Annotated in this window: 22 protein-coding genes and 3 pseudogenes; 12 read left to right on the forward strand and 13 right to left on the reverse strand. The window is 51.0% G+C overall.

Features of this window, described 5'->3' with window-relative positions; translation table 11 throughout:
- Positions 1–69: 69 nt before the first annotated feature.
- The 5 genes and pseudogenes from ACP3TY_RS06010 to ACP3TY_RS06030 form a co-directional block, all read right to left on the reverse strand.
- The gene (locus ACP3TY_RS06010; RefSeq protein ID WP_426619480.1) at positions 70–558 is read right to left on the reverse strand and encodes a hypothetical protein; all 489 of its coding nucleotides are present in this window, start codon (positions 556–558) and stop codon (positions 70–72) included.
- Entirely contained in the window at positions 555–875 is a 321-nt protein-coding gene (locus ACP3TY_RS06015; protein ID WP_426619481.1) for an STAS-like domain-containing protein, read from the reverse strand. Before ACP3TY_RS06015 ends, ACP3TY_RS06010 begins: the two co-directional genes overlap by 4 nt.
- Positions 872–1,390 (reverse strand): ATP-binding protein, encoded by a 519-nt coding sequence (locus ACP3TY_RS06020; protein ID WP_426619482.1) that lies wholly within the window; start codon positions 1,388–1,390, stop codon positions 872–874. Before ACP3TY_RS06020 ends, ACP3TY_RS06015 begins: the two co-directional genes overlap by 4 nt.
- Positions 1,391–1,783: 393 nt before the next feature.
- A pseudogene (locus ACP3TY_RS06025) lies at positions 1,784–2,098 on the reverse strand (DUF4113 domain-containing protein); the annotation flags it as partial.
- A gap of 256 nt (positions 2,099–2,354) precedes the next feature.
- Entirely contained in the window at positions 2,355–3,386 is a 1,032-nt protein-coding gene (locus ACP3TY_RS06030; protein WP_426619483.1) for a TauD/TfdA family dioxygenase, read from the reverse strand.
- A gap of 88 nt (positions 3,387–3,474) precedes the next feature.
- Here ACP3TY_RS06030 and ACP3TY_RS06035 point away from each other — a divergent pair, with 88 nt between their 5' ends.
- From ACP3TY_RS06035 to ACP3TY_RS06060, 6 genes and pseudogenes are all read left to right on the forward strand, one after another.
- Entirely contained in the window at positions 3,475–4,551 is a 1,077-nt protein-coding gene (locus tag ACP3TY_RS06035) for a hypothetical protein (protein WP_426619484.1), read from the forward strand.
- A gap of 2 nt (positions 4,552–4,553) precedes the next feature.
- Positions 4,554–7,856, forward strand: a complete 3,303-nt coding sequence (locus ACP3TY_RS06040; RefSeq protein WP_426619485.1) for a UvrD-helicase domain-containing protein — start codon at positions 4,554–4,556, stop codon at positions 7,854–7,856.
- 445 nt (positions 7,857–8,301) lie between these two features.
- Positions 8,302–8,514 (forward strand): annotated as a pseudogene (locus tag ACP3TY_RS06045) (serine hydroxymethyltransferase); the annotation flags it as partial.
- 36 nt (positions 8,515–8,550) lie between these two features.
- A pseudogene (locus tag ACP3TY_RS06050) lies at positions 8,551–8,628 on the forward strand (BREX system ATP-binding domain-containing protein); the annotation flags it as partial.
- A 58-nt stretch (positions 8,629–8,686) separates the two neighbouring features.
- Positions 8,687–8,830 (forward strand): hypothetical protein, encoded by a 144-nt coding sequence (locus tag ACP3TY_RS06055; RefSeq protein WP_426620531.1) that lies wholly within the window; start codon positions 8,687–8,689, stop codon positions 8,828–8,830.
- A 971-nt stretch (positions 8,831–9,801) separates the two neighbouring features.
- Positions 9,802–10,158 (forward strand): hypothetical protein, encoded by a 357-nt coding sequence (locus ACP3TY_RS06060; protein WP_426619486.1) that lies wholly within the window; start codon positions 9,802–9,804, stop codon positions 10,156–10,158.
- Positions 10,159–10,361: 203 nt separating this feature from the next.
- On the opposite strand, the gene ACP3TY_RS06065 is transcribed toward ACP3TY_RS06060, so the two are convergent.
- From ACP3TY_RS06065 to ACP3TY_RS06075, 3 genes are all read right to left on the reverse strand, one after another.
- On the reverse strand, positions 10,362–11,528 hold the full coding sequence (locus ACP3TY_RS06065) for a reverse transcriptase family protein (RefSeq protein WP_426619487.1): 1,167 nt from the start codon (positions 11,526–11,528) through the stop codon (positions 10,362–10,364).
- 192 nt (positions 11,529–11,720) lie between these two features.
- Positions 11,721–13,022, reverse strand: a complete 1,302-nt coding sequence (locus tag ACP3TY_RS06070; RefSeq protein ID WP_426619488.1) for a phosphoribosyltransferase-like protein — start codon at positions 13,020–13,022, stop codon at positions 11,721–11,723.
- A 181-nt stretch (positions 13,023–13,203) separates the two neighbouring features.
- Positions 13,204–13,530 carry a hypothetical protein gene (locus tag ACP3TY_RS06075; RefSeq protein ID WP_093099638.1) on the reverse strand — a complete coding sequence of 109 codons (327 nt, stop codon included), beginning with the start codon at positions 13,528–13,530 and terminating at the stop codon, positions 13,204–13,206.
- Between the two features lie 219 nt (positions 13,531–13,749).
- On the opposite strand from ACP3TY_RS06075, the gene ACP3TY_RS06080 reads away from it, so the two are divergent.
- Positions 13,750–14,412 carry a hypothetical protein gene (locus ACP3TY_RS06080; RefSeq protein WP_093099640.1) on the forward strand — a complete coding sequence of 221 codons (663 nt, stop codon included), beginning with the start codon at positions 13,750–13,752 and terminating at the stop codon, positions 14,410–14,412.
- A 228-nt stretch (positions 14,413–14,640) separates the two neighbouring features.
- Positions 14,641–15,651 carry a hypothetical protein gene (locus ACP3TY_RS06085; protein WP_426619489.1) on the forward strand — a complete coding sequence of 337 codons (1,011 nt, stop codon included), beginning with the start codon at positions 14,641–14,643 and terminating at the stop codon, positions 15,649–15,651.
- A 68-nt stretch (positions 15,652–15,719) separates the two neighbouring features.
- On the opposite strand, the gene ACP3TY_RS06090 is transcribed toward ACP3TY_RS06085, so the two are convergent.
- Entirely contained in the window at positions 15,720–16,898 is a 1,179-nt protein-coding gene (locus tag ACP3TY_RS06090; RefSeq protein WP_426619490.1) for a hypothetical protein, read from the reverse strand.
- Positions 16,899–17,167: 269 nt separating this feature from the next.
- Here ACP3TY_RS06090 and ACP3TY_RS06095 point away from each other — a divergent pair, with 269 nt between their 5' ends.
- From ACP3TY_RS06095 to ACP3TY_RS06105, 3 genes are all read left to right on the forward strand, one after another.
- Positions 17,168–17,332, forward strand: a complete 165-nt coding sequence (locus tag ACP3TY_RS06095; RefSeq protein ID WP_093099646.1) for a hypothetical protein — start codon at positions 17,168–17,170, stop codon at positions 17,330–17,332.
- Positions 17,333–17,380: 48 nt separating this feature from the next.
- Positions 17,381–18,952: a hypothetical protein gene (locus ACP3TY_RS06100; RefSeq protein WP_426619491.1), complete on the forward strand. Its 1,572-nt coding sequence runs from the start codon at positions 17,381–17,383 to the stop codon at positions 18,950–18,952.
- A 110-nt stretch (positions 18,953–19,062) separates the two neighbouring features.
- Positions 19,063–19,509, forward strand: a complete 447-nt coding sequence (locus tag ACP3TY_RS06105; RefSeq protein WP_231990201.1) for a hypothetical protein — start codon at positions 19,063–19,065, stop codon at positions 19,507–19,509.
- Positions 19,510–19,619: 110 nt separating this feature from the next.
- Here the strand turns inward: ACP3TY_RS06105 and greB are convergent, their stop codons facing one another.
- From greB to ACP3TY_RS06120, 3 genes are all read right to left on the reverse strand, one after another.
- Positions 19,620–20,132, reverse strand: coding sequence for a transcription elongation factor GreB (gene greB, locus ACP3TY_RS06110; RefSeq protein WP_093099650.1), 513 nt, complete (start codon positions 20,130–20,132; stop codon positions 19,620–19,622).
- Positions 20,133–20,223: 91 nt separating this feature from the next.
- Positions 20,224–21,783, reverse strand: a complete 1,560-nt coding sequence (locus tag ACP3TY_RS06115) for a hypothetical protein (protein ID WP_426619492.1) — start codon at positions 21,781–21,783, stop codon at positions 20,224–20,226.
- Positions 21,784–21,953: 170 nt separating this feature from the next.
- Positions 21,954–22,436 (reverse strand): helix-turn-helix domain-containing protein, encoded by a 483-nt coding sequence (locus ACP3TY_RS06120; RefSeq protein ID WP_426619493.1) that lies wholly within the window; start codon positions 22,434–22,436, stop codon positions 21,954–21,956.
- A gap of 345 nt (positions 22,437–22,781) precedes the next feature.
- On the opposite strand from ACP3TY_RS06120, the gene ACP3TY_RS06125 reads away from it, so the two are divergent.
- Positions 22,782–23,222 (forward strand): hypothetical protein, encoded by a 441-nt coding sequence (locus ACP3TY_RS06125; RefSeq protein WP_157720830.1) that lies wholly within the window; start codon positions 22,782–22,784, stop codon positions 23,220–23,222.
- Positions 23,223–24,003: 781 nt separating this feature from the next.
- On the opposite strand, the gene ACP3TY_RS06130 is transcribed toward ACP3TY_RS06125, so the two are convergent.
- Positions 24,004–25,170, reverse strand: a complete 1,167-nt coding sequence (locus ACP3TY_RS06130) for a PLP-dependent aminotransferase family protein (RefSeq protein ID WP_426619494.1) — start codon at positions 25,168–25,170, stop codon at positions 24,004–24,006.
- Between the last annotated feature and the right edge of the window lie 637 nt (positions 25,171–25,807).

Consider the following 25,807-nt stretch of genomic DNA (forward strand, 5'->3'; position numbering starts at 1 on the left):
GCGCTGCCTATAACAGATTTATTGCAGCTACCTCGAATTAGCCATAACATTTCATAATCACAGTTCAGCTCAAGCTTTCGGATTTCTGACAGCGTCGCGCCATCTGTAGTTGTTTTTACGGGCGCGTAAGATCTCACATTTCAGGTTTTCCGCAGTATTAAGTATTTCTGCGAGAGGTGCCGGGTGTCCGGGTTCCATTTCTCGACTCGGAAAGTTATGGCCCGTACACGCGGTGTTAAATTTACCAAATGCATCGAGAATCTGCTTGCCATTGAACCCTTTATAATCCTTGTTCAGAGCATCAATTGCTACAGACAGACTAGATCTCAGGCCGAGAATATAATCAGCCTCGACTTTAAGTTTGTCGGATACGTCTTTTATCCAATACCGACAAGCGCACTCACCCAACTTGTCAACTAAAGCGGTTAGTTGCTCCATTCTTTTTGAGAAGTCAGCTGAGTAGGCTGTGTACTTGGTTCTGGATATCGTAATCCAAACCCCAAGCACCGCACCGACGACTCCTGTTAGGAGAGGGATAAAACTGAAATCGGCGCTCATGACAGCTTTGTATAGTTCTTGATGCTGTTAATAATCAAAGATCGTTCTGTGTCTGTATCTGCAATGACATTCAATCGAGAAATGAGCTCTTGCTGGGAATGGCCGTGCAGCCGCTTTAAGCCTCCGAATGTCTCCTCAAGAAAGGATTCCCCCACCCCATGTATTCCTGAAAAATCGAGCGTCACAGATTTCTCGGCTTCCAAGGCTGGTTGAAGCACATCCTCGCGAAACTCCTCAGCGCTTCCTTGGCCATCCCTTCGGTAGCGTCCACTTGGGAATGGACAGGTTTGCTTCACCTCGATGATCTTCCCTTTCATATAGATCTAATCCATAGCGGAACGGTAAATACGACGCGTGTACCCTGAGCTATCGAATGAGGAACGGAATCAGAGGCTGCTCCCCCCATTTTAACGGTGCCCGAGGGGCTCTGGAAAATTACGCTGGATACCTTTTTCAAATCGAGATCGCGCAGTAACGCTGACAGCCCCATTCCACGATGTGTCAATCTTGCGTTGGAGGGCTGCAACAACGTTTCGAGCGGCAATTCGGAACCATAACTCTTCATTAAGGACTCGAATATGCCCACACCATCGTCCTCGACGGCCACTTGAAACTCATTTCCGACCGCACGGCAGTCATAAAACCACTTCACTGTATGTTTTTCACCACTAGGGGCGTGCTGATAGACGTTTGAAATGATTTCAGAAGCATGCGCATATATTGTCTTGAGTATGGATTCGCCACCCTTTTCACAAGCGTGCTCACAGAAGGCCTGCATGTCGATAGGTTCGGCAGTATTCCGTACTATGAATTCGTATTGCTCACGCCACATGGGAAGCCCCATATTCCTTTACTCCCTAAAGGTAGCGGTGCCGAAAGCTGCCTCGCTTTCGTATGGATTAGCAAAATAGTAACATTTGCTTTAGATCGAAATGACATCGTACTCGCCAACCTGATCGAAAGGTAGTCTTCGGACTCTAAGCTCGCACACGCATGCAAGCGTTTGCCCCAGCCAAGGGCGAAATTTAGTTGCTTCTATGCGAACGCCAGCTCTAAATGGTGATGGGCTATAGCCGGTTCGGCCATTAGCTATCGTGTTGTCTAGAAGATTTCTAATAGCGGCTGGAGGCACACCTAGCGGGGGGCTAATACCAGTGTCTGCTTCTGGCCGAAAACCGTCATTCACGACGGCGCTATTAAAACGCATATGCTTTTTGCCGCGCCGTTATTGGGCTCTCACCGTCCACAGCTCATTTTCCTTGATCGTGTAGCTCTGGCTCATCAGCTCCCGACGCATCGCCGAATTAGGTGCGACAGGCACACTAGCCACCCTAAGAACTCCCTTTCCCCACCGGCGAACGCTCGTGACCTCGTCCGCCACCACAGGCTGGGAATGCGCAAACAGGACATCAGTAAATTCACCGGGCTGTCGCAAATCCATCAGCAGAACTTCCGCTTTGCTGTATTTGAAGCCTGATCGCAAGAGCCGATTGACCGCTTCTGTCGCAGCCTTTGTCATGAGTCGAACATCGTTTGTCGGGTTGTGGAATCTTCAAGTCAGAACAGTAGAAACCAATGGGGCAGCACAAGTCGTGAAGCAACAGAAAGCGGGATGACTAGAGTGTTGATCTCGTACCTGGCGGGCGTTGCAGAATCGAGGACGTCTCGGAGGTATATCAAAGCCTCAAACGAGTCGAAAAGCGAACAGATTGTCATCTGCAAGGTAGCAGAGGAGGGCATCCGTAACAGGCAGGCCGCTTGCTAGCGGCCTTGCTTGGGTGGACACCTCCAAGCTATCAAGGGAACAGCATAAAGGTGCTATCGGGGTGGCGTTGAAACTCATCAAGATCTGACGTATCCAGCCCATAAGTGCGAAGCATCCAGCGACTTTGGCCTCCGAATTCCTCACCTACCTTCGTTCGGCCATGCAAAGCGATTCGATTATTTACGATGGCGATATCGCCAGGAGCGAGTGCAACTGGGATAGCGCAGTTCAGGCAAGCTTCCGTCAGTGCCAGCATTGCTTGCTTTGCTGGAGACTCACCTGCATCGGCGGCTTTCGTGGAGCTATGGCTGTATCGAATCCAGAAGCCGTTTTGCATCTGGAATAGCAGTTGAGCATCGTCCACGAGCAGCTCCTGCCCCAGAATTTCTTCCATGCCATCACGGAACGTGAGCTGCGACTGGAGGATGTATTGAGGCTTCTGCAGCTCATGAATGTGCTGAGCATCCAATTGACTCAGGATTGCTTCGAGCTGCATCACTGTGGTCGGTACCGCGTTAGGGTTGCGTAGCGCAGCCAGGCATACGAAGTCTGGCGAAGGAGCAATACGAGGATCTTCTGGATCGCGATACCCTCGCATAGGGAATGTAACAGCGTCCGTATGGCCGTTCATTTTGCTCTGCGACTTCTCGGAAACCCGACCTTCACCTGGAATTACCACCAAATTCACGAAGAGGTCTCCGCCGTTTTCCGAACCGTATGACACTGTATCCGCGTCCAATGCGGCCAAGCATACGATTGCCGTTGCACGAGCGATCAGAGTGCCTTCGGAGTCGGGGACAGGACGAAAGTCGAGCGGGGTATCAGGGATGCCCTGTGGGTCGAAGACGCTCCGCAAATGAAGGCATGGTGTTTGCCATGCCAACCCTACGATGTGACTGCGTGTGCACCCCAGCTTGGCCAACTCTTGATCGAGCGCAGGCAACAGCGCGCGGCCGAATGTTACGGGATCGCTCAGTTGCTGAGCCATCTCATCAACGGTCAACTGCGATTTCCAGTCTGTAATGACGATTCGCAAAGCTGTGCAAAAATGAGCTTCAATCAATTGTGTGCCTACGCATGCGGGTGATATATATGTGATATACGCCAGCGTGACCTTTCACGCGCCTTCCAGCTAGCGATCATACTGTTACATGAAAATGCCCAGCCTCAAGCTCGCCGATTATCTCAATGGGTGCGCTAGTTTTCTAGCCTGCCTCGCGCCTTATATAAACCTGACCCATACGGGCGAAGGGGTCAGGTGCCGGCTTACCCTGCCTGATGGCACCTATGTGACAGTGATCGGCAAGGATGAACCTCATGTCGTGCTGAAATTGATGAGCGAGCTTGTGAGCGTAATGCCTCACACGCAACACGAAGAACAGAACGAAAAGCTGTCTGTCTCAACCATACAACCTGTGGTGGATTCCCAGGTAAGGGAGACGATCATGCATTCTGAGGTGAAGGCTAAGCAGATGGACGAAGCTACTCGTAAGGCTCGTGAGCAGATTGGCGTCACGACCAAGGTATCGCTGCTCGACGAAATCGACCAGGTCGCGAAGAGCAGAGGTGTTCCGCGTTCGGTTGCCGCTCGTGACTTGCTGCAAGATGGACTCAATCGTTTTGACCGTGAGTCCCGAACGAAGAGCACGTCAACATTGTTGGCGGAGTACGAGCGTAAGGCGAATGACTTCTCGGGCGCTAAGACTCAAAACTGGAGCATCCGAGCTGAGAGACGCTTGGTTATGAAAGCCCGACTAACAGCGGGAGAATACGAGCGCTCTACGTCCCTATTTGTGAATGGACTTCTCGCTGAGGCCTTATCTCATTGTCCGACGGCCGTAGCGTTAGCGCAAAAAAGTCCAGTAATTTCAGAGGCTTCCGTAATGATGGCTGTCAAAGCAATTAATGGCGTGCGAGGGCCTAAGGCGAAGACGATTGCGATTGAGGCTGGTTTAGGTGAAAACCGTGCCTTGGCTCAGATGATCCTGAGCGGATCCGTTTTTGCACCTGCTCGTGTTCTCAGAAAAATGGCAGACTTCTTACAAGTGCCTATCGACGCATTCTCCGTGGCATTGGAGCGATGCTTCGCGAGTCAGTCACTACCATCCTTCAAGGCAACTGAAGGTAAACCGGAAGTAGATCTAAGACGTAAACCTTGGGATGTCGCGGTGAAAGAATTGCAGTTGCCTGCGAACGAGGAAGCTCGGTTGTTGCAGCTGGAGGGTTAAGCATGAACCCGTTTGACAGGGCTCGCCGGAAAGCCATGGAAGTCCGCGAGTCCCTAGTGGGTTTAGCTGGTACTCAGGCCGCAGTGCCTTCAATAGCACTGCTCGCCAACGCGGAAGAAATTCTGGATGTGGCAATCGAACCACTACCATCCAGTCACTCAATATTAGGTGGTTCAGATGGTGTGCTCAAACGCAAAGACAGAACGCTCTATATCCGCAATGACGTCAGCTTGGCAGAGAAAGCGTACCTCATAGCACATGAGCTCGGTCACTGGTTCTTGGATGCAGACTTGCCTGAGACCACTTACGCTGAGCTCGCTGCTATTACAGCATCAGAGGGTAGTCAGGCGACTGTTGCAATCGATGCATATGGGGCCAACGAGCGCACTGAGCTGCAAGCGAATGTTTTCGCTCGCGAGTTCCTGTTACCGCGCAGTGTTGCTAAGCAACAGTTTTTTGCCAACCTCGGGGCGAGCCAGATTGCACAAACTCTGACGGTGCCGTTGGAGATCGTTCGTCAGCAACTTTTTGACGGATTATTACTGCCTATTCTGCCTACTGTTCAACCATCTCCTCTGCCTGAGATGATCGATGCGCAACGTATAGCGGCTCATGCTGAAGAAAACTTCGTAAACGTCGTTGCTGGGCCAGGCACAGGGAAGACGACTACGTTGGTGCATCGCATCAAGCATTTGCTTGAGCGGGGTGTTCCACCGAATAAAATTCTGGTGCTCACATTTACCAACAAGGCTGCCATCGAGCTGATCGAGCGCTTGGCTGCATCGGGAATTACGGGCGCGTCAAATGTCTGGGCCGGAACATTCCATGCGTTCGGTCTGGAGTTCCTCCGTAAGCATTATCACCTGTTCAACCTCAGCTCTGACGTCAGCGTGGCGGATAAGCTCATGCAGGTGAGGCTGATGGTTGGTTGCTTGGCAAAGGTGAGACTGAAGTATTACCTGCGTTTGCAGAATCCATACGATTGGCTTCCTGATGTGGTCGAGCACATCAAGCGACTGAAGGAAGAGTGTTTGACGGTGGATGACTATCGCGATCGACTCAAGACTTTGTCCCCGTGTGATCAAGACGTACAGGATCAGCGTGAGGACATCGCCACACTCTTCGAAGCCTACGAGGAGGCTATGCGAAAGAAACGGTTGGTTGACTACGTGGATTTGGTTGCTTTTCCTTCCATCCAGGCGCGACGCGCGCGTGCAACCGTATCCCAGTTTCTCGATGAGTTTGAACACGTGCTGGTAGATGAGTATCAGGACGTCACGGAGGTCATGGTCGAGTTAATCAGAGAGTTGGCCCGAAATGCTGAATCGGTTTGGGTTGTTGGCGATGTTCGGCAAGCTATCCATCACTGGCGAGGCTCCTCCATCAAGAGCCTAATTGACTTCGATGGCACGTTCAAAAGCGACAAATATCCATCACCCACCTACAAGCGCTATGCATTGGATCTGAATAGGCGAAGCACGCCTGAAATTCTTGACCTGTTCACCCACGCCGGAACACGTCACGCTTTGAGTGAGTTGATGCCGCTGGAAGCAGTGGCCGCTTATAGGCCTTCGATTGGTGAAACCCCTAGGCTGTACCGGTGCGATTCGAACATCTCTCAGGCATCAACTCTTGAGACGTGTATCAAGGCGCTCGTAGAACAAGGCATCCCTTACCGCGACCAGTTGGTCATCAGCCGTAGCTCATCGAATGTGGAGCGCGCTGTAGAGGAGCTTACAAAGCGAGGCGTTCCGATCCTTCACCTCGGAGAGATCTGTCAGCGTCCTGAAATCAAGCGGCTCTTTTGCTTAATGGAGTTGCTCTGCATGCGGCAGCCCAGATCACTGGTTGGTCTAATGCAGGATCCAGGCTTTTCCATGACGCCTCACGATATTGAGCTGCTCCTTAGTGTGACGCAGAAAGGCAGTGGGACTGATCTTCAACGCGGGCGTTGGATCTGGAAGGATATTCCGGGACTCTCGATGCAGGGGCAATTGGCGAAGGCCAACCTCGCCACGCTGCTCCAGGGTTTTACGCGTAACACGAAGCCTTGGATATTTGTGTCCACTCTTATTCTAGATCGTCGCTACGGGCTTCCTGATACAAGTGACCTTTCCATTGCGGCCCACACCATCAGGCTTGCGCTTTGGCTCTTCGTCTATGCCGTACGTAATGGCGATGGTGATGCAAGTCAGTCCCGCCTCTCCAAGTTTTTGCTTCGAGAAGAACTGCGTAGGCGCATCGGCGAAAAGCTTGCTGATCGAGGCATGCCACCAGAAGCGAGAGCTCTAGATGCCGTCAACGTGATGACGGTGCATTCGAGCAAAGGACTTGAGTACCCGGCGGTGCATCTTACCAACCTGGACGACACTGCTTATGGGAATACTCGCCCCTACTACTATGACTATCGCTCCCTGGAGCTGATCCCTCCTGAGGTAATCAATAGTACCGATGAGGATTTTGCGTTCGAAGAAACGGTAGAAAGGAATAATCTTCTTTACGTAGCGCTGTCTCGCGCCCGCGATCATTTGTATCTCTATCAATTGGCCGACGCGACCAGGCCGGTGGCCTTGAACGCGGCAGGTAGAAAACTGAGAGTCTCGACCGGCATCCGCGAACGCGCGGCACCGCCGATAGCATTAACTCCGCCAGGCAGTCCAATAGGCGCGATCAGATACGAAGCGTTCCAGACTTACATAAATTGCCCGCTTCAGTTTCACTACCGGCATGAGCTGACGTTGACCTCCGAACAAGAAATCGATGTGTCCATGCGAGCTCGTTGGGCCGTGACGGCCATGATGTTTGAGGTGGTAAAGAACAGCGCGGTGCCCCAGACAGCTTTTCAGGCTGCGTGGAAAGATAATTTCTTGCCGCTCAAAACTGAGGATCCCCAGCTATATGAGGATGCTGTGACCGCCGCAAAGCGAGGTCTCGCGCTTTTGAAGGAAATTCGTGGAAATCTTGTTGAGGGGCTCATTTCAGACGTCGGTGGATTGCAAATCGAATTGCCCTGGATGCTTTCAGAGGGGAGCGAAGTGCATTGGATCAGAGCGCACGAAGGTCAATCAGCGGCAATGAAGCAACTGAAGCCAATGTTGGTCAAACTGAATGATCCTGATGTCAGGCGCGCCACGATATATTCGCTGATCACTAATAAAAGGATCAGCGATGGGGCTTCTCGCGGTTTTGAGCGGACGACGGTATTCAAAATGGCCGAGCGATACGTTGCTGGTGATCGCTCTCCCAATAAAGGTAAAAGCTGCAATCGCTGTGCTTATTTGAGTATCTGTGACAGTAGGCCTTAGGCGTTACCCAATCTGCGAAGCGACCATCATGTAAATGAGACGAAGCATACGGGTTCGCACGCTTCACTCGCACATGTCGCATGCTGATTTGCAGTTGATGTAGATCTCTCCTGAGGCGCTATGAGCATCATGGATTTGGTGGGGATGATAATGGGCTTTGATGCATTCTGGTGGGATGGTCTGACTGATGACGTAACACGGAGCTGATCCCAGACTCAGCGCTCGCCTGGTCTGCAATTGCCCCCACGCAGCGAGGATGGTTCTGGCTAGGGAAAGCTTTTGGTGGTGAGTAAGGTACGCCACAGGAATATCGACTTCCAAGACGGTTGGGACACCAACGTGGCGTAGCCGCAGCCTGTAATCCACATCCGGGTTGGAGCGGGTAAGTTTTGTAGCTAGGCCTAGCAGGTACTCGCTTCCATGGATGACATAATGGCCATATCCATTGATCATTTTCCCGTCATCAGCAGTGAGAAAGATTTTTCCAGGTTCCCCGCCAGCTTGGCCGGATCTTGAGAAAAAGCTGAATTCAGCTGTGTTCCCTGGTGGTCAGGGTGGCCCATTGATGCATGTGATTGCAGCCAAAGCTGTATGTTTCAAAGAGGCGTTGCAGTCTGAATTTAAAGAATACCAATACCAAGTGATTCAAAACGCACAGCGAGATCAATGCAGACATTCTGGAAGAATTAGCCCTATGAGCACTATCAGAGCCAAGGATCGCGACGCGGTCATCCAGTCGCTACGTGCTGGTGTCGTACCTCGCGTAGGTCAGATGATAAGCAGTTGGTCGAAATGGGCATCCATCATTTGTCCTGACTGGGCGTGTATTTATGATGCGAGGGTTGGTCGTTGCAAAAGGCTACCTGTCACGCCTGCTTCGCGATGAAGCCATCTCCGCTTACCTGAAGCGTCATTACGCAGAATTGCTCGAAGAACTGCAATCCATCATGGACGCAGTCACTTCCGATGCTTAACAGTTAATCACCTGATGATTAGTGGGTTGTATCGTGTGCATAATTGATAGATATGCTTAGGCGAATAGTGGCAATCAAGATGACAAAAAGCGTCTATGGTATAAATCACTTGCCCTGACTGAATTAGCGTGTGAGCTTGACGGTCAATTGAGCCGCATAGTTATTGTTCTGCAGGTATTAGCACAGGAGCGTTTGAATTCAACGGAGTGCCCGGTTCATCGTTAAAAATGCGTATTAAAATCATAACGAAAAAAAACCGCCCATTGGGCGGTTTTATGTAGAGGCAGTTAGTAGCTGCTTCCACTGCACACCAAAGTGTGCTGACGCACCGACATAATATCTTTGAGCGCAGGAGAAATCAAATGGCCATCAGTTGCCCGCGAATAATCTGTTATCGGGTGGTGGCGTTTTGATACTTTTTTGATATCTATTTGGTGTGCCTGATGATGGCATCAGGCTACGATTTCGCTATCACGAAAAATTGATTATGATGCGGACGTCCGCCGGTCAAAACGGTAGGGCGAAGATTTTTGGCCCCTCTGCCGCAGGCCTAGTAAACCTGTTCAGCTTAACAGAGGGCTCATTCATTCTTAAGACCTGCGCACCGAATGTGCTGACGCATCACTCATTCGAGGACAGAGGGGCTGGGCTCTTCCTCGACTGCAGGTCTGTCCGAGAGGCAAGCATGCTCAGGATTTTGAAGGTCATTTTCAGGACGTATTTGATCGCCTTCCACGTTTGGAAGCTGATTCGCGATTACTACAGATAACGTGCAATCAATAAACCACCGCAGCATGCATTGCTGCGGTGACTATGAATAATACTGCAAGGTCGTTTGCCTCTGCCAAGTTCCCACGATTAATAGGGCAAAGCGAAGATCGCATCCAAGTCGCGTGAGCAATAAACCATGAATCTATTCGTGCGTTTAGAGTTCGTTGTAATTGAAAACATCATATTGTAAGGATAGGATTATGGACATCAAGTCATTGGTGTTTTGGGGCATTGTCGGCACTGCTGCGGGTGGTGGTCTTTACGGTGCCTACATGAAATTTTTTGGTAAGGCTGCTTTTACAAGTGTTGAAGCTATGCAGTTGCTGAATGACTGCACAATTCTGCGTACTGACACATTTTTAAATTACGAAAAGGCGCGACCTGTACTTGAGAAGGTTGAAGAAGAAATCCCTAATATAGAAAAATCTGACTCTGTGATTGCTATTACAGCTATGTTTGCGGGTGATAAAAGCCTTCCAAGTGGTTTTGCAGCATCTTTGCGCGAATGTGTTTTAGACCTACAGGAAAAAATAAAGAGCACGGAAGAGTCGCAGTAGTCAATTACTGGGTTTTACATGAAATTGAAGAGCTGAGGTGCTAACCGCACCTCTTAGCATTGCATGAGAAATTTATGGCGCGTTTTGATGCTAAAGCGCTCTTAAATTAGGGAGTTTGGCATAAAGCCTCTTTGATGCTTTACCCCAAGCTCAATTTCCTTCCGATCGCAAGCCTCAGCATCCAACCTTCGGCCAGGATCAATTTAATACAATACAGGCCAAGCAATGCGCTCAAATCTCGCCTTGATAGCTTGACCGTACGCAGGCTCAATTTGAGCCGCGTAGGCCGCAAGTCCCATCAAATGATTACGCATGCCCGCCACAGCAGAAAACCCTCGTCGCTCCGCATGCTTCAGCGGCCCGACATCTTCGCGTTCTAGATAATGTAGATGCATGCGTATCTTCATTTTGAAGTCGCGGGTCAGTCTCGGAACATCTTGGTTGACCTGAAGTCCCAAAACGATCTTCCTACTTCGCGGTGACACAATAGCTGTTTTGGTCAGATTGGGAGCCAGACCGAATCGCCTCAATACTCCATAGATTTCGTGGACGGCCATGCGGGCATCATTTCGTTTGAAAGAATGATCTGCCGTGGAAAACGTAAGGTCATCAGCGTACCGGGTGTAGTTCAGAGAGTACCGATTTGCCAGAGCAGTCAGTAAAACGTCCGCTTCTTTCATGGCGAGATTTGCCAGCATTGGGCTCGTTGCCGCTCCCTGGGGTAAATGTCCAATTCTCGGCACTGCATACGATCTGATTTTCGACTTGGCGAGAGGAGCTTTTCGAAACCATTTTGCAGAGCGGCGCAAACTGTTGAGCGGCCCGATTCGAGTACAGATGCGTGACAGTTCCAACGACACGAGGGGTTGATATCCAAGGCTGCGAAACACACGGTAGCAATCGACTTCTGATATCGACTCGAAGAATCGTTGCACATCGACTTTGATAAGCCAGCGACTGGCGCAATGGGGGGCGGCAGCGTCGATTAGGCGGCAGTCCGGTGCAAAAGCCGTGCTGGCAGAATGAGGAACTCCCTTCGCCAACACATGCTTGGCAATCCAATGCTGGGCCACCGCCAAGCTGTGCGGTGGTACGCAGATCACCCGAAATGAGGTGGGCTGCCCCGGTCGCGCACGCTTACGAACACGGAATATTTTGTAGGCGTCGGTTTTTCTCGTAATGTAATCACGCAGATGTGGGTATGGCACCTGAGTCAGCAAGGCCAAATGTTTTAAGGTATAAATAGGAGGAAGAGAGCGTTGGACTGCGACGGTTTTTGCACCGGTTGCAATCGCCGCTGCCATTACTGATGCTGGTACATCGGCAGCGCCAGGGGCGCGACGATAGTGTTGAGGCTTCCAATCCTTCATCTACTTTGACACCCGCAGGGTGAGTGCTCCCGCCGCAGGCCGAAGGCCACGCCACGTGAACTGTGGCGAGAGCGCTTAACCGTAAGCGGGGGCTAGGACATAGAGCAGCAGTAGTCTGCGCCCGGTAGATGAGTCTTAAAGCCTGACTCGTCTTGGCGGCAACATTCCAGGAATGCACGCCGATGCTAGAATCTAGACTGGTCGCCTCAACGAGGAGGGATAGTACGGTTGTGGCTCATGATTGCCAACAGGCATGGCGTTTGAAGCGAGCTGAAGCTGCTTTTTTGCATGCGCGAGCTGGCCGACCCCCTTATCAGTCACACGCCGTTGGGAGTCTATCCACCCGTATGCTGTCATCTCTTTTAAAAGCTTGTTAAGTTCGTGCGATGGCAGGCCAACCTTCCCAGCAAGTATCCTGTCATTGAGGCGCGGCGGACGTGACAAGGCCCCCAGAAGAAGAAATATTTGCCCGGTCGGAATATCTGAGTTCATTACCGCGTTGGATTTGGCAAGTATGTGCTGTCCGAGCTTAATCAAGCGGGCATTGATTTTTTCCGTCGTCAGACCAATCCCATAGTGGTCTTTGCTAATGCTTGCAGAAACTCTGGCCGGGAACAGCGGCGTCCAAGGGTTCTTTTTCTTCTTAGAGGCCTTGTGGAACATCAACGGGACATTGTTCGGTGCGCCATGAGCGAAAATGAGTAGGGCGCCGGTACTCGCATACCCCAAGCTTGGCCCACTCCAAACCCACTGTCCGCGACCTAGCTCTCCTTCAGTTGGGTTGTAAACCGTGCAAAGCCTTTTCATTTGCTCTGCCACAGGTTTTGAAAATGTCGTGTCGATGGTTGGGCAGGGCAGAACGATGTGAACCTCAGGATGGCTGGGATGGCGTGACACATATCTCTGCCCGCTTTCTGTCGCCGAATAGGCCATGACCGAAAACTTTATCAGTTGCCCTGACCACCAGCTGCGTACGGATCGCACACGCCAGGCAGCTTCGAGATAGCGTCTTGCTCGATCTCCACTACCGATCAGATCTGTGACGACCCAAAAACTGCGCACATGTTTGCGACGAATCTGGTCGGGCCCGGGATGGTTGAGAAACTTTTTGGGAAACTCATGGCAGAGCTCTGAAATCATCTGCGCCACAATTCCTTCACTACCGACGGAGGGGTCATATGACTTTGTCGGCTTAACCGCAGCAGGGCCGGCCGCTCCAGAGGCTCGCTGAGGAACTCTTCTGGCCTCCTTGAACAGGCGGTGGGGCTTCCCTTGGCGGTGTCCAAGTTCACGTTCGGCGTAAAGTGCGACTCTGCCATCGATGCACTCGGCTTCGCTGAGCAGCATAGTGCGCATGTGATCTATAAAATCATCCCGCGAGACCAAGCAAAAAGCGTCCAGCAGCTTCTTTGCAAGCGTACGGTCTCCCAAACTGAATTGCTGCAACCATGCTTGGGCTTGATGACCATCCGATATCTTTGTCAACTCATCCATGGGGCATCCTGATTCGAGAAAGCCTACAGTTCCCTGCCGCTGTGTCGAGACACCTTTTATTCGGGGGTTGCTGTCGTGAGACTCGGGATATCTTTTGCGATCAAGCGCTCTCTCATTGAGAGAAAGCGCTTGAACACCGGATTAGCTCTCACGAGCGATCTCGCCGTCGAGGTGATTTGGTTTATTCAATGAAGGTAGCCTTTTTGCGCGCTTTCGGTGAAGTCGTGGATGAGACTGGAGGGTTGGTAGGGGTGTATGCAGCACCTACATCCGACAGAGTCGAGGTGATGCCCGAGGCGCTAGTGTCGGTAAAGATCTCGTCCACGAAAGAATCTTGCGTTTGCAGAGCGGTCTGCACGGCCAGCTCGTGGGCTTTTTCCAAGTTGGTGGGATGGAGATGCTTGAACACGTCAAAGTTTACTGCCACCGTCTTAATTGCATGAGCCCTCAGTGCCTTGGTGCCCTTGATCATTCCCTTCGCTTCGTTTGCTTCGTCATTCTTGCTCATATCGCTTGCTCTGTTCAGTGGGAGGGCGCCTAAAAGATGGCTGTACCCTCCCGTGCTTATATGGTCGAGATTTCTGCGTGAGCGCTTCGTCTCGTCTGTATTACCCTTCCAATCGAGCGTATACGCGTGCGCATCGACATGACGGGGTGAAAAAACTATAATCCGATCTGTTGAATGTGTCACCTGTTTTAAAAAGTAATCGCTGGAAGGAGTGTAAACGTGGCAGAAAGTAAGGTAAAAAAAGCGATAAGTGTTCGGTTCGACCCTGCGGAATACGCAAACTATTCGTCCATGGTTGAGGACGCTGGACTTGCCGTGAGTGATGGTTTGCGGCAGTTGGTGACCGAGAAGCTACGGCAAGCTAGTAAAGCCGATATGGGTAAATTTCGCGTTATTTGCGATTTTTTGTGGAAAACGCCCGATGTAGCTTTCCCTGAACACGTCGGAAACATGCTGGTTACAGTGATTCCGCCTCAGGGCTTATCAGTCGAGCTTCTGCAACGACTCGTTTTCGTCATTCCAGAATTTTGGGAGGACTCCAATCAAGGTATGGTGGAGTCCTTCCGTATTGACTCGGCCTATTTTCACAGAGTGACGGAAGAGGGCTACCAGAGAACGAGTGCCAGGACGTCGCGAAATGTCACAAGCTTTCACCTCCTCAAGAGTCGGTGGCGAGCAGCTGTGTTCGATTACGACAGTGGGTGCACTGTGGAGGAGTTGGAAAGCCTGATCCGAACAGCTGTCACCTCTCACTTCACCCAGACCATCCGGTGTTATCTCATCGACCACCTGCCTGAGTCCCGGTTACTCCCAGAGAAACTCTACAGAGAGATGATGAGTTTCCGTGACGAGAACACGCTCGATGAAATGATGGCCTTATAGTGGGGGCCCTACAGGCTTGATGGACAAGGTGCCTATCCTGTGCACGCACCAAAAGTACCGGCGTTTGATCAGGCATTTAGCTTGGTCGCGCTGGATCTGGGAGCGCAGAAGGGCGCAGATCATGCATTTAGACAAATGCCTCGATTGTCCGAAATCAGACCTCATGGTTCCCTTATGAAGGGTTCCGCCCTTTGTTTGCTGCTGACTTTCTAGAGTAGCGGTGTTGATATGACGACAATTGACCAGCCAGCACTACCAAATCGTAGCTCCGTTATCCTCCGCTTGAATGGAGTTCCAACCGCCATCGAGGAAGGAATGGTAGGAGAAGGTTTTTTTCTCGACTCCATAGGAAGTTGGCGATCGTTAACTGACGATGGGCTATATGAGGTCGGCAGCCAGTGTGCGTATCTGCAAGACGAGCTTGCTGCCAAGATATTTGGGAGCCTCAGCGACTACCAAAATTTGCAACCCTTTGCCCCAAGTTTTGTAGTTGAGGCTGGGCTTAACTCGGAGTCGCTGATAGGTCGCAATGAGTTCGAACAGCTATTGCAGACGTATGTAAAACTCCCGGAGCTCAACCGATCTTTGTATTTTTATGATTGCTGCATGCTGGTGTCGGCTATTCAAGAGTGCACAAAAGAGGTGAGTCAGCTCACTGGAGAATTTTATCGAATACTCAACCTGGAGCCTTTCTTCACACCTGGAGTTCGTCTGGATGACGGCATCCGGTGGAGTACATCACCCACCGTTACGAATCTCAACGCGATACTTAGCTTCCTGTTTATCCGAATGCACAGCTTGCTTGATTACCTTGCCAAGCTAGCGATGGAGACGGAAAACCTTCGAACAAATTTTTCGACTTATCCCAAACTAGCCTCGTCAAAATTCCTTTTTGGTCAACGGAACCGGTTGGCGATCAATGATCGCAAAGGATCTCTTTTTGAATCCTGTAAAGAAGTGCAGGAGGTGGAGTCTGTTCGCAATCTGCTCATTCATGATGGGCTACTGGACGATGTGCCAAAGGCCTACGAGGTCATTCGCAATGGCGTGACAATAGAGCGCTTTGTATTGATGCCAGACCGAACGAATGGCCAATTTGAGCGCTTTAAAAATCGACGGCTTTTTTATAGTCGAGAAGACAAGATCAGCCTTCGTCTAGCTAGCCTTGTTCGCGGGTTTCAGTCGCGTGAAGTCGAAACGCTCAAGGGGATTCAGGACAATCTAGCAGCGTTATATTAACGTGGCACGTTCATCGGACGATGTCGTGGACTAGGCCCTATTCGTAGGGGATTTTCCGAATAAACCACTCATGAAATTACTTCTAACGCCTTAACCAGAGAGCCGGTTGATGAATGAACCTGTGTCCCAAAACGCTTGGCAAGTGGCTGCAGTATGCTGGCCATGTACGCATCAGCTCGGAAAAATGTAACGTAGGGCACATAGAGCGCATGGATAGCGTCGACGAAGTCGCTATGCTTCATCACCCGTGTTCCCGTTCCGAAAGAGTTACGTACCGATCTGTAGACCCCACGTAAGCACGTCGACAAACCTGGGCAGTACTGATCGACGAGAGAGATATCTCTGCACGCGGGCGCGCCTGGTACCCAGGTAGTGAGCAGTTTATTGACGATATCGAGAATGCCCTTGTTCTGAGTTTTTACCCAGAAGCTATTATTGAAACTGCTTAATGTGGTTGCTCGATTATCTGCCGGCATACTGATCAGCAGGTTGCGCAGGTCTTCAAGGTTAGCCTCTATCGTCTTGATCAAGTTTTGCGCCGGGCGCCTTACCCACTCACCAATTGCTCCCAATTTATGGTGGTGCTCTCGAAACCACTGAGTCATGTAGGTTGGGTCGCGCAGACTCTCCAAAAGTGCCTCATCAGCTTTTTTTCGACTTGCCTTCCCCATCACATAATTATGAAGCACTTGAGCATCCTTCGGCCGCATCGGAAACGTCTCAATAAACTCATCAAGATTTGGTTTTCCTATATGGCTGATATTCGACCGAAAATTGCCTGACTTGCTCAATGTGGTCGCCTTTAGGGCGCGGCGCTCCTTTCGATTGAGCGATGCGTCCTGAGCCTGTTTATTCAAGGTGCCGGAGATATCAAGGCTGTCCAGCGGACTCACCAGAGCTCCGAACTCCGGGAACCATTGGCCATTCGTGTCCATGACATGGATCCGATCAGAACGTAAAGCAATCAAACTCTCAAGTTCTGCCTTGATCAGTCTGTCGAAAGAAATCATCGCATTTCGTTCACAGAGATCTTTCAAGAGTCCCGTACGCCGAATGGCAGCATCGGCATACGCTTGATCCAACGGCGCCATTTCTGAAATATGGGCGCCTGAAAAAGCGAAGACCGCGCGGCCTGAAGCTTTGAGCGACAGCAGGCTTGATCGAACCAGTGCTTCTGACTCAGACAGATTCATTTTGCTAAGCGCTGAATAGTCGTTGCTGTCCAGATAAATGATGCTTTCAGGCATAACACTTCTCTTTTCTTGAGTTCGAAATAAGGTTCAGGCGCCGGAACACAGCAAGCTAGCCAAAAAATTCATTTTTCGATAATGGCTTGGTACGTGGATCTTTCTGTAGAGACCGTCCGGCCTATCGATGCATTGCGGCGCTGGCAATCGACACGTTGGCTTGCCACCGTATGTCTGCTGAGCTTCCCATAGTTCGTCTCCAAAAAGCCTAGTTACCGCGTTAAGCCAGGTCGCTAGGATGCGACTTTACCAACCCGCAGGAGATAATCATGTCCAAACAACCCACTTCAACTAGCCAGCAACGCCAACAACGCCAACAACAGAATCAAAAATCGGATGCACTTAACAGTAATCCCGGCACATCGGGTACCAATCCGACTAATGCTCACGTTCATGGCAATCGCGGAAAACAGCTCAATCCAAACCAGCGCTAGGAGTGCGTACCCCCGGTCACCAATGACCGGGGGTATCAAGGATTTCAGATGATTATTGACACCTGCTTTGCTACCCAAGGCGAGCTGGCCAAACTCGCCTACGATGCATTCGGCGTGCTCCCGCGTAAGGAAGCCAGTCATGATGACATCGACGAGACTCAAAAGAAGGCCATCCAAAAGCAGTTGGCGAGATTGGCCAAAGAAGAAGGTGGGCTGCTTTCAAATCTTGAACAGGTGATTCAGACACTCAGTAGCATCTTGGAAGCGTACTTGCCCAATATCCAGGTCATGAATGCCGTTGGCGATCCATTCAACGACTTGCTGGACGCATACAGCCGGCTCGTTCGTGAAGAGGGTACCTACCTTAGCAAAGTGGAAACCATCCGATACTTTATTTCGACCCAGGCAATCCCCTTGCTTGTCGTGTCGCTGAATCAGAGTCTGCTTAAACACAGGCTTGCTGATCTTACGCTCGACATGCCGGAAGAAAAATTTTGGTTCCTGCCAACAGTCGCTGAAGACGGCAGCCGGGTACTGCCTCTGGAAAAAGTGATGCGTTGGGTCTACGTGCGCTGTGATCTCTCGCAGACGCAGTTTCACTATCCAGGCAAGAATCCGCGAAGCGACAACAACATGCTTCAACAGAACCTCGACAACGCCATCAAGTGGGCGCGAGGCGTAAGGTTACCGGCGCTTCCAGCCTTGTTTAAAAATTTCGAAGAATCCTTTTCCACCCTGGCTCAAACCGGGCGAGAGATATCCAAGGGACTTCAGGCAAGCATTTTCGTCGCACTAATGGTTGCGAGGGTGTCGAGCTACCTCGCAAGGGAAATCACTGAAGTCTACGATCCTCAATACCTCGCCGATGTCTGCCGACAATTTCGCGAGTACGCCCTATGGATCGCCGATGACGTTAACGAGTTCAAGGCCGAGCTTACCCCGGTAATGAACCAGCACACATCCCCTGAGTCGGCTTCGTTTGTTTGGCACAATGCCTGTAGCCAGTACTGGGCATTTTTCGACAGCAAGTTGACTGCCGTCGCCGCCACTGTGCAGCGGCTCACGGATGCTCGTCCTGGCGAGCCAATACGAGATGACGTACTCACGGCTCTTAAGAGTAGATATGGCCTTTTTGCTGTCTGCTCCTATCAGGATCTGGCTCGGCGGCAGTCAGCATTTCTCCCTCCTCACGGTTTTGCTGAGCTGCTGAATCAGGGGTTTTCGCTCAAGAAGGATGTAGGCACTCAGTTGGAGCATATCGACGAGTATGCTTCCCGTGTAGCAGCGTATGGGTTGGATGAACAGCTGTGTTGGATGCTGCCTTGGCTACGCGGGGTTTACTACTATCGCAAAGGGGAGTTCAAGGCTGCGATGCCGCACTTCAAGGCTGCCTTTGAAAATGCCAAGTACCGAGCAGGGAAAAACCAGTACACGCTGGTGAATCAATACGTGGAGCTCGCGGCGAAAAATGGTGATCGACGTAGCTTTAAGAAGGGAATTGAATGGGCGCAATACCTGGATATCAAGGTGCGCTGGTTGCGTGATGATGAGCCGACAGAAAAGAAGCTGAACTACGTCTACTACATGCTGAGGATAGCTCGGTACGACCACCAGATGTAGCGAACGTATCCACGTGCGGGTGTTAAGCGATGGCGATAAACTCAAGATACGTGATCTGCAAACGATGAACACAACGCATCAGAAAGCATGACGATGAGGCGGAAGTAGCTATGAGCTTAATGAGAATAACACTGCCGAAACAGCCCGGATTCGACCCCCAGTTACGAGGTTTGGGATATAAGACTGCCAAAGAGTACAGCCGTAAGCTAGCGATCGTGGGTAGTGGTTTGTTCGTGGGATGTGGAGCGCTGTTTTTCGTACCGCTTACACAACCTATGGCGCTAGGATTGGCGGGAGTTCTGCTCGGCCTTGCCTGCATCGTAGGGCGCAAATACAACAAGCATGCTTGTGAGTTCGTGAAGCACACGTCGTTGCCTCAGCTCATCAAGATATTTGCCCCAACCTGGCGCTACATGTTGATGACAACCATTTTGCTGGGAGTTGGGTTAGGTCTGAATGAATGGAGCGTTTATGCCGAGAAGAAGGAAATGCTATTAAGCCTGATCTTGTCTGCAGGCTGTTTCGATTCACTTAAAAGTTTCCTCACCACCAAATAGTTGTTCATGGAGCGGTGGTGGTGGGCTCGTCGCATGTAAGCCGCCGCTCAGATAAGCCCATTTATTTAAGTTTGCAGCGTCAGCTCGGCGCTCGGTGTCATGATGTCGCGTCATTTTTGAACCGACGGAGCCGAAGACTGATCTGCTGCTGGATCTTGGTAAAAAATGCTGTTGATATACCAAATGGTTTCGCCGGTTGGAGTCTGTACGGTTGCTTCGTCACCTTCCTGCTTCTTGAGTAGGGCCCGAGCCATTGGTGAATCGATCGAGATGTAATCGTTGCGTCCATAAATTTCGTCGTACCCCACAATCCTAAATTTCTTCACGTCTCCATCGTCTTTTTCAACCTCGACCCAAGCCCCAAAAAACACCTTCCCCTCCTGCTCAGGGGAATAATCGACAACCTTCACGTCCTCCAGACGCTTGCGCAGATACCTAACCCTTCGATCAATCTCCCTTAGCAGTTTTTTGTTGTACTGGTAGTCCGCGTTTTCGCTGCGGTCTCCCAGCGATGCCGCCCAAGCGACTTTCTGGGTTATCTCAGGGCGATACACACGCCACAGATGATCGAGCTCTGCTTTTAGAGCGTCATGGCCGCCGCGAGTGATGATGTTTGTGGCCAAACCGGCCTCCTTTTGAAAAATGATGCAAGCCCTAACAGGGGCTAAGTAAATTGCCGTGCTCGCATACGGTGATTTCAAGGCACTTATTTGCTCAACGGCTTAGCACGAAATCCAGCATCACCGGGACTAAATTCACAATGGGTAGAAAGTGCGTGTAGTTAGTCATGATCGGCTCAAGTCGAAGCAGGATTTTCTCCGTATTTAGCTCATTCTCGCGCAAGACCGTTTTGTAAAGGACATCGAAGTCGGTTGTCGCGACGGTGTAACGTCCTTGCTCTGATCGGCTCATGTCTCCGAATATCGCAATGACAGCCACGTAGCATTTTCCGCCAACTCTCAGGGCAAGCGGTACCAGGCAAGCAGCTTCAAATGGGTCATGTGCCTCGACGAACCTGAAGGATATCCTGGCCCCAGTTTTTCTATTCAAGAAACCAGATATAGCTCTGATGTTTTGATCGCAGTGGATGAGCTCTGTTGCTGATATCGTCAGGTGTTCCCTGTCTGCGAAAAAACTCTTCATCCCCATCAAAAGGTCAGCCGTTTCCAGCGCCCGTGAATAGTCTGGCAAGACTACGCCTCTTTTGACGATCACAGAGCTCTGGGTGCCGTAGAAGTCCATCTCTATGGAGAGGCTTTCAGGTCTGCGTAGCAGGCAGACTATCTGAAAAAAATTAGCAAGCTCGTCCAGGTGAATCGGCAACTCGGGGTCGAGCGTTGCGGTGAATTGGGCGCTTGAACCATCTTCATTCATTAACCAGTCAAAGGTGCCGCAATCGATCCGGATTTTTTTCAGGCTTTTGGGGAGCCATTCATGCATAGGGCTGAAGAAGGCTGAAGCCTCCACCAGCGCACTCACGCCACTCGACAGATCCCGGAAGGTCAATGTGCCCTTGGCAGCAGGCGCCACTGGAGTAAGCTCCATAATCCCCGCAGATAATTCAGTACGACTACGTGGATCTACCTGTCCAAATCTTGTGGTTGAAAATTGCATATTCTGCAGCTCGACGCTCCCGCCCATTCCTAGTGTCGCGTTAACGAATGCAGTGAGATTTCCCATGCCCTCAAGCTGAAAATGCATTGCGTGGCAGCCATCCTCAAAGCCAACATTTTTGAGAAACATGGATTTTTTATCGGTGTATTTGGCAGGGGAGCTTCCAATAGCTCGTAAGATTTCTGACTTGAACGTGCTCGGCTCGCTGAGCCTTATTTCACGACCTAATCCAAAATCAACTCGTAGTGTGAGCTTGTGTAACCTTTCCGCTTTGCCGGCGATGATATGAGTATTAACCCTCTGCAAGATTTCACGGATCAGGGGTTCATCGACATGACGTATGAATGCCCTTTGAGGATGTGGCCCTTGCGAAAAGTCCATCAGGACATAGAAGGAGGGAAGCGGGCTGGTAGCCATCTTGCGCAGGTTGGACAGGGTGACATCCACTTTAAGCGACGTGGTACGCGTGGATTTTACTTGGACTTTGCCTGCAATTATGGGCTCATGAAGTGTCATCAGCGTAAGTTCGCCGGTTTCCTGCTCTACCTCGACGAAGACGTCCCAACCGTGCTTATCAGCACTGCTTTTATTGGCGGTCACTCCATCGACGGAGCAAAAGCCCATAAAAAAATGCTCACCACCCGCACCTATATCACTCATAAAATCCTCTGGCTTTCCTTTTTATCCATGTGCTTTTTTCACCGGAATTGGTTGAAAGCATTTCGTTACGCGCTACGAGTAACGTGCAAGTTGGGGCGACAGTCCTGTTTGACTTTTGGTTAAGACGTAATCAGGCATCATCACGATGCTTCGCCTGAACAAACAGGTGACTAGCACCCTTCAATCGGCTTGCTTGGCGAAGGGGAGGGGGGCCGCGCAGGAGTACCAGCAGGAACGCCAAATCCAACCTTTTTTTTCTTGGCGGCAGCGGCGTTGAGCGCTACAGGACTGAGGTGAGCCAGGCTTACCATAAGACCAAACTTCCTGAATATAGCGTCTAGGGTCGCAACAGTCGGATTGCTGCTGTCGACCTCCAGCTGCGACAGAGTGCGCTTTGAAATTTTGCAGGCCTTCGCGAACCTCTCCTGGCTTAAGCCCAGAACATTTTCACGAAGTTGCTTAGCAGCGCCACCCAGCGACAGGTTCCCTTGGGCGACTTCCTCGGCCACTGCTTGAATGTAAGCCTTGCGCTCTTCTAGAGTCATCTCTTTCACTTTCCCCCACACTGTCAGCCTATCCAGATTGAACGGAATTCTCTTGCGTGGCGCATTATAATGCACTGAGACATGATGAGCGACAGGGTAACGGCGCATTAAAATGCGCTAATCGAACGCGTTTGTTTTTTCGGTGCTTGTAAGAATGAACGGCAAATGGGCGCCTTTCACATAGTACGTTTTGAAGACGGTAGCCCCCTCATCTACCGGCTAATCTGCTGGGTGTGACGATTAGGGAGGCGTATTTACCTTGACGCGGACATTGCATGCTCCGCCTCAGCCCCCTTTCGTATTCACCTCCTAATTGATTACTCAGCTTTTTGCTCCAACCTCATACTGGGCAAAGGAACACGGTCGACGGAAACTCTCAACACCGAATGATGCAAACCGGCATATGCGTGAGCGCTTAGCAAGCGTGGGAGGAAAACCATCGGGGGGAAGCGCATGAATATTTTGGAGCTAAAAGCCCTGAATGACCTGCTGGAAAAAGAGTACGGTTGGCCAGGCGAAGTAGGTGTGTCTCCCGACGATTTCCAGCGTAGCCATCCATCACGGCATCAACGTCAACGTGATCCGCAAGTGGCTATCTATTTACCAAGATCAATCATCCGCTACCCTGCCGGCCTTCGTTCAGTTTTCTCGATGCGCAGAATCACCGCATCACCTGTTTTCACTGATACCTTGACCTCCTTGATCAACACCTCAGAGCAGCCTTGGCCTGTAAACGCTGACAGCCGATGTACGCCCATGGTGAGCCCAAAATGGGCTAACTCCCCGAATGAAAATCGGCAGCGGGGCTCCCATCTATCGAAAAACGAATTGTGCATCTGCCATCTTCGGATTCGTCACCCACCACCACAAGATGGACATCAGATCGTTCGGTGAAACCGTAACGCCTCGACGCTGGAACAAGCTCGGCCCGCTCTGGAGAATATTGCCGCACCGGAACGCACCTTGCCGTCGCAGCGACAGCTGCAAGGAAAGTGAAAAATCTCACTTTTTCCCACAATGTTCTTGCGTCACCGTTTGGAAATGCTAGAGACCTAACGTGAGCGTTCTAAGTCTTTTTTCAAGCACATCCTCAAAATGCGTTGTTAACAGATCGCAGCGATCCTGTGTGAGACCTGACCAGCACGAGATTCCCAATATGAAACCCTCAGCCTTCGCTCCATTTTTCACGGCGATAATCATCGACCCCGCATGCTCAATGTCATAGACGATCCTCTCTGCTCGACGTCTTATAAGTTCAGGTAGAACATCTGTATGGTTGCTCATGACGTGCCTCTCGCCCTATTCAGGAACGCGTTGTGCTGACAGCCGAAGGATCACTGCCTTACGGAAAATGATCAGACGAATTCTATTTTTGAGTTGTGGATCCGTTCAGCGACCTGTCCATGCGCTTGGTAAACGCAATGATCTTTCATTGCAAAGCTTGGTGGCCCAGTCAGATTCCTGGGTTTTAATTTGATGGCTCAACCAGAAGCGCTTAGCTCACTCATCTCGCGAGATTCAGGCATAACCAACACACCGCTGCGTGCCCATCTATGTGCGGATGTTGGTTAAAGAGCGAATGCCCGTGGTTACACACCGTTGCCCGTAATTACAAAGGTCGAAGCGTGACTTCACCGGACGCTTACGTTTCACACGCAATATAGGCTAGCGTTCCTTAAGCGACTCGTAGCGACTGGGCTAGACGCACCACCGCTGCTAATCGTTCAAGCCCTTCGCTCAGTCGCGCAGGTGTAATAAAGCTGAAGTTCAGCCGCAGGTGCCCCAGATTCTTATCCGGTTCGGGGAAGAACGGCTCTCCTGGCATGAAAGCCACGTCAACCGCCAATGCAGCCTTGAGTAATATCCGAGTATCTAGCGGCTGCTTGAGCGTCAACCAGAAAAACAGCCCGCCTTGCGGTAGGTTCCAATCCGCGAGATCGGAAAAGTGCGTTTCCAGTGCAAGCTGAAATACATCCCGACGCAAACGATAGAAGTCCTGCAATTCAACAATGTGCTGCTGAAATTTTTCGGTGCCTATCCATTGCTGCGCTTGCCATTGACCTACCCGACTAGTGTGCAAGTCTGCCGATTGCTTTAGCCTCAGCAAATGCGGGAACAAATCTGGACTGGCAATCAGGTAGCCGACCCGCAAGCCTGGCAGCAATGTTTTCGAGACGGTACCCGTGTAAATCCAGCTGGCTTTTTTCAATCGGCTGACAATTGGCGTGGCGATGCCGCCGTCGTAGGTCAGTTCACGGTACGGCTCGTCCTCGATAAGGGTTACGCCGAACTCATCTAGCAAGGCTCCCACAGCTTCGCGTTTGGCTTCGCTGTATCGCACAGCGGATGGATTCTGAAAGGTCGGGATCAGGTATATAAACGCCGGGTGATGTTTTTCGAGGCGCTCACGCAATTGCGCTAAGTCCGGGCCGTCGGCCTCCAGCGGAACAGTGATGCAGTCAGCTCCAAACAGTTGAAAAATCTGCAGCGCTGCCAAGTAGGTGGGTGCTTCCAGCAGGATCTCAGTGCCTTTGTCGATGTAAAGTTTTGCGGCGAGGTCGAGGGTTTGCTGAGATCCGCTGACCACGAGCACCTGACTTGACTCGCACGGCACACCCAGTGCACGCGCCTCTGCAGCCAAGGCTTCACGAAGCGCTGGCTCGCCTTCGCTCATGCCGTATTGGCCCATGGACAGGGGCATCTGGCTCCACTCTACTTTAGGCAGCATGGCTTCGGCTGGTAGGCCGCCTGCGAATGACATCACTTCAGGGCGCTGTGCAGCAGCAAAGATTTCGCGGATCAAGGAGCCTTTTAGGCGCGAGATACGTTCGGAAAAAGCCATCGATATTACCCGTATGAGGTAGGGGAGAATGATTCGAAACTAATTGACTAAAATTAGGATGCCGCAACGTATAAGTTGCCCGTTGTTACTGAGTTGGACGCTTCACGCTGATGAAGGGGGCCAAAGGTTCGTTCGTGAAACGTTCACTGAGTAGTCATTCAGACGCAGATGGCGTCCTCCAGCCCAATAGGGCTCTGAATTGAAACGGTTATGCCTAGAGTGCGACGGGAAAGGAAGCGCCCAGAACCGTCATCCGAATGTTCAGGCCGGGGTGCACTTCGAAGCTGTTATGTAACCTAGTGATATAACGCGTATGGCGCCTGCCTTCCTGAGTAACCCGAGCATTGGGTATATACGCTTTAGTGGCAGCCATCCTTAGAAGTCGTCTGACGCCGTTTCCGACCTTCCGTAAATCGAAAATGGTGTCTGGGTCATTGGAACCTTAAAACTCACTGCTCAGCTGACCGTTGCTTAACATCGTGCGTTTTCTTCATTCGACGATCCAATGATGTGTGACGACAAAATATGGGGGAGCAAGTAAGGCTTCTGCTAGTACTTAGCCCCCCGGTTGTTGCTGTGCACGCCCATCACATTGGATGGGCATAGCATCTGATGTGTTTACAAGATTGGTTCCAAT

It is taken from the genome of Pseudomonas rustica (genome assembly GCF_049959085.1).
Classification (GTDB): Bacteria; Pseudomonadota; Gammaproteobacteria; order Pseudomonadales; family Pseudomonadaceae; genus Aquipseudomonas; species Aquipseudomonas rustica.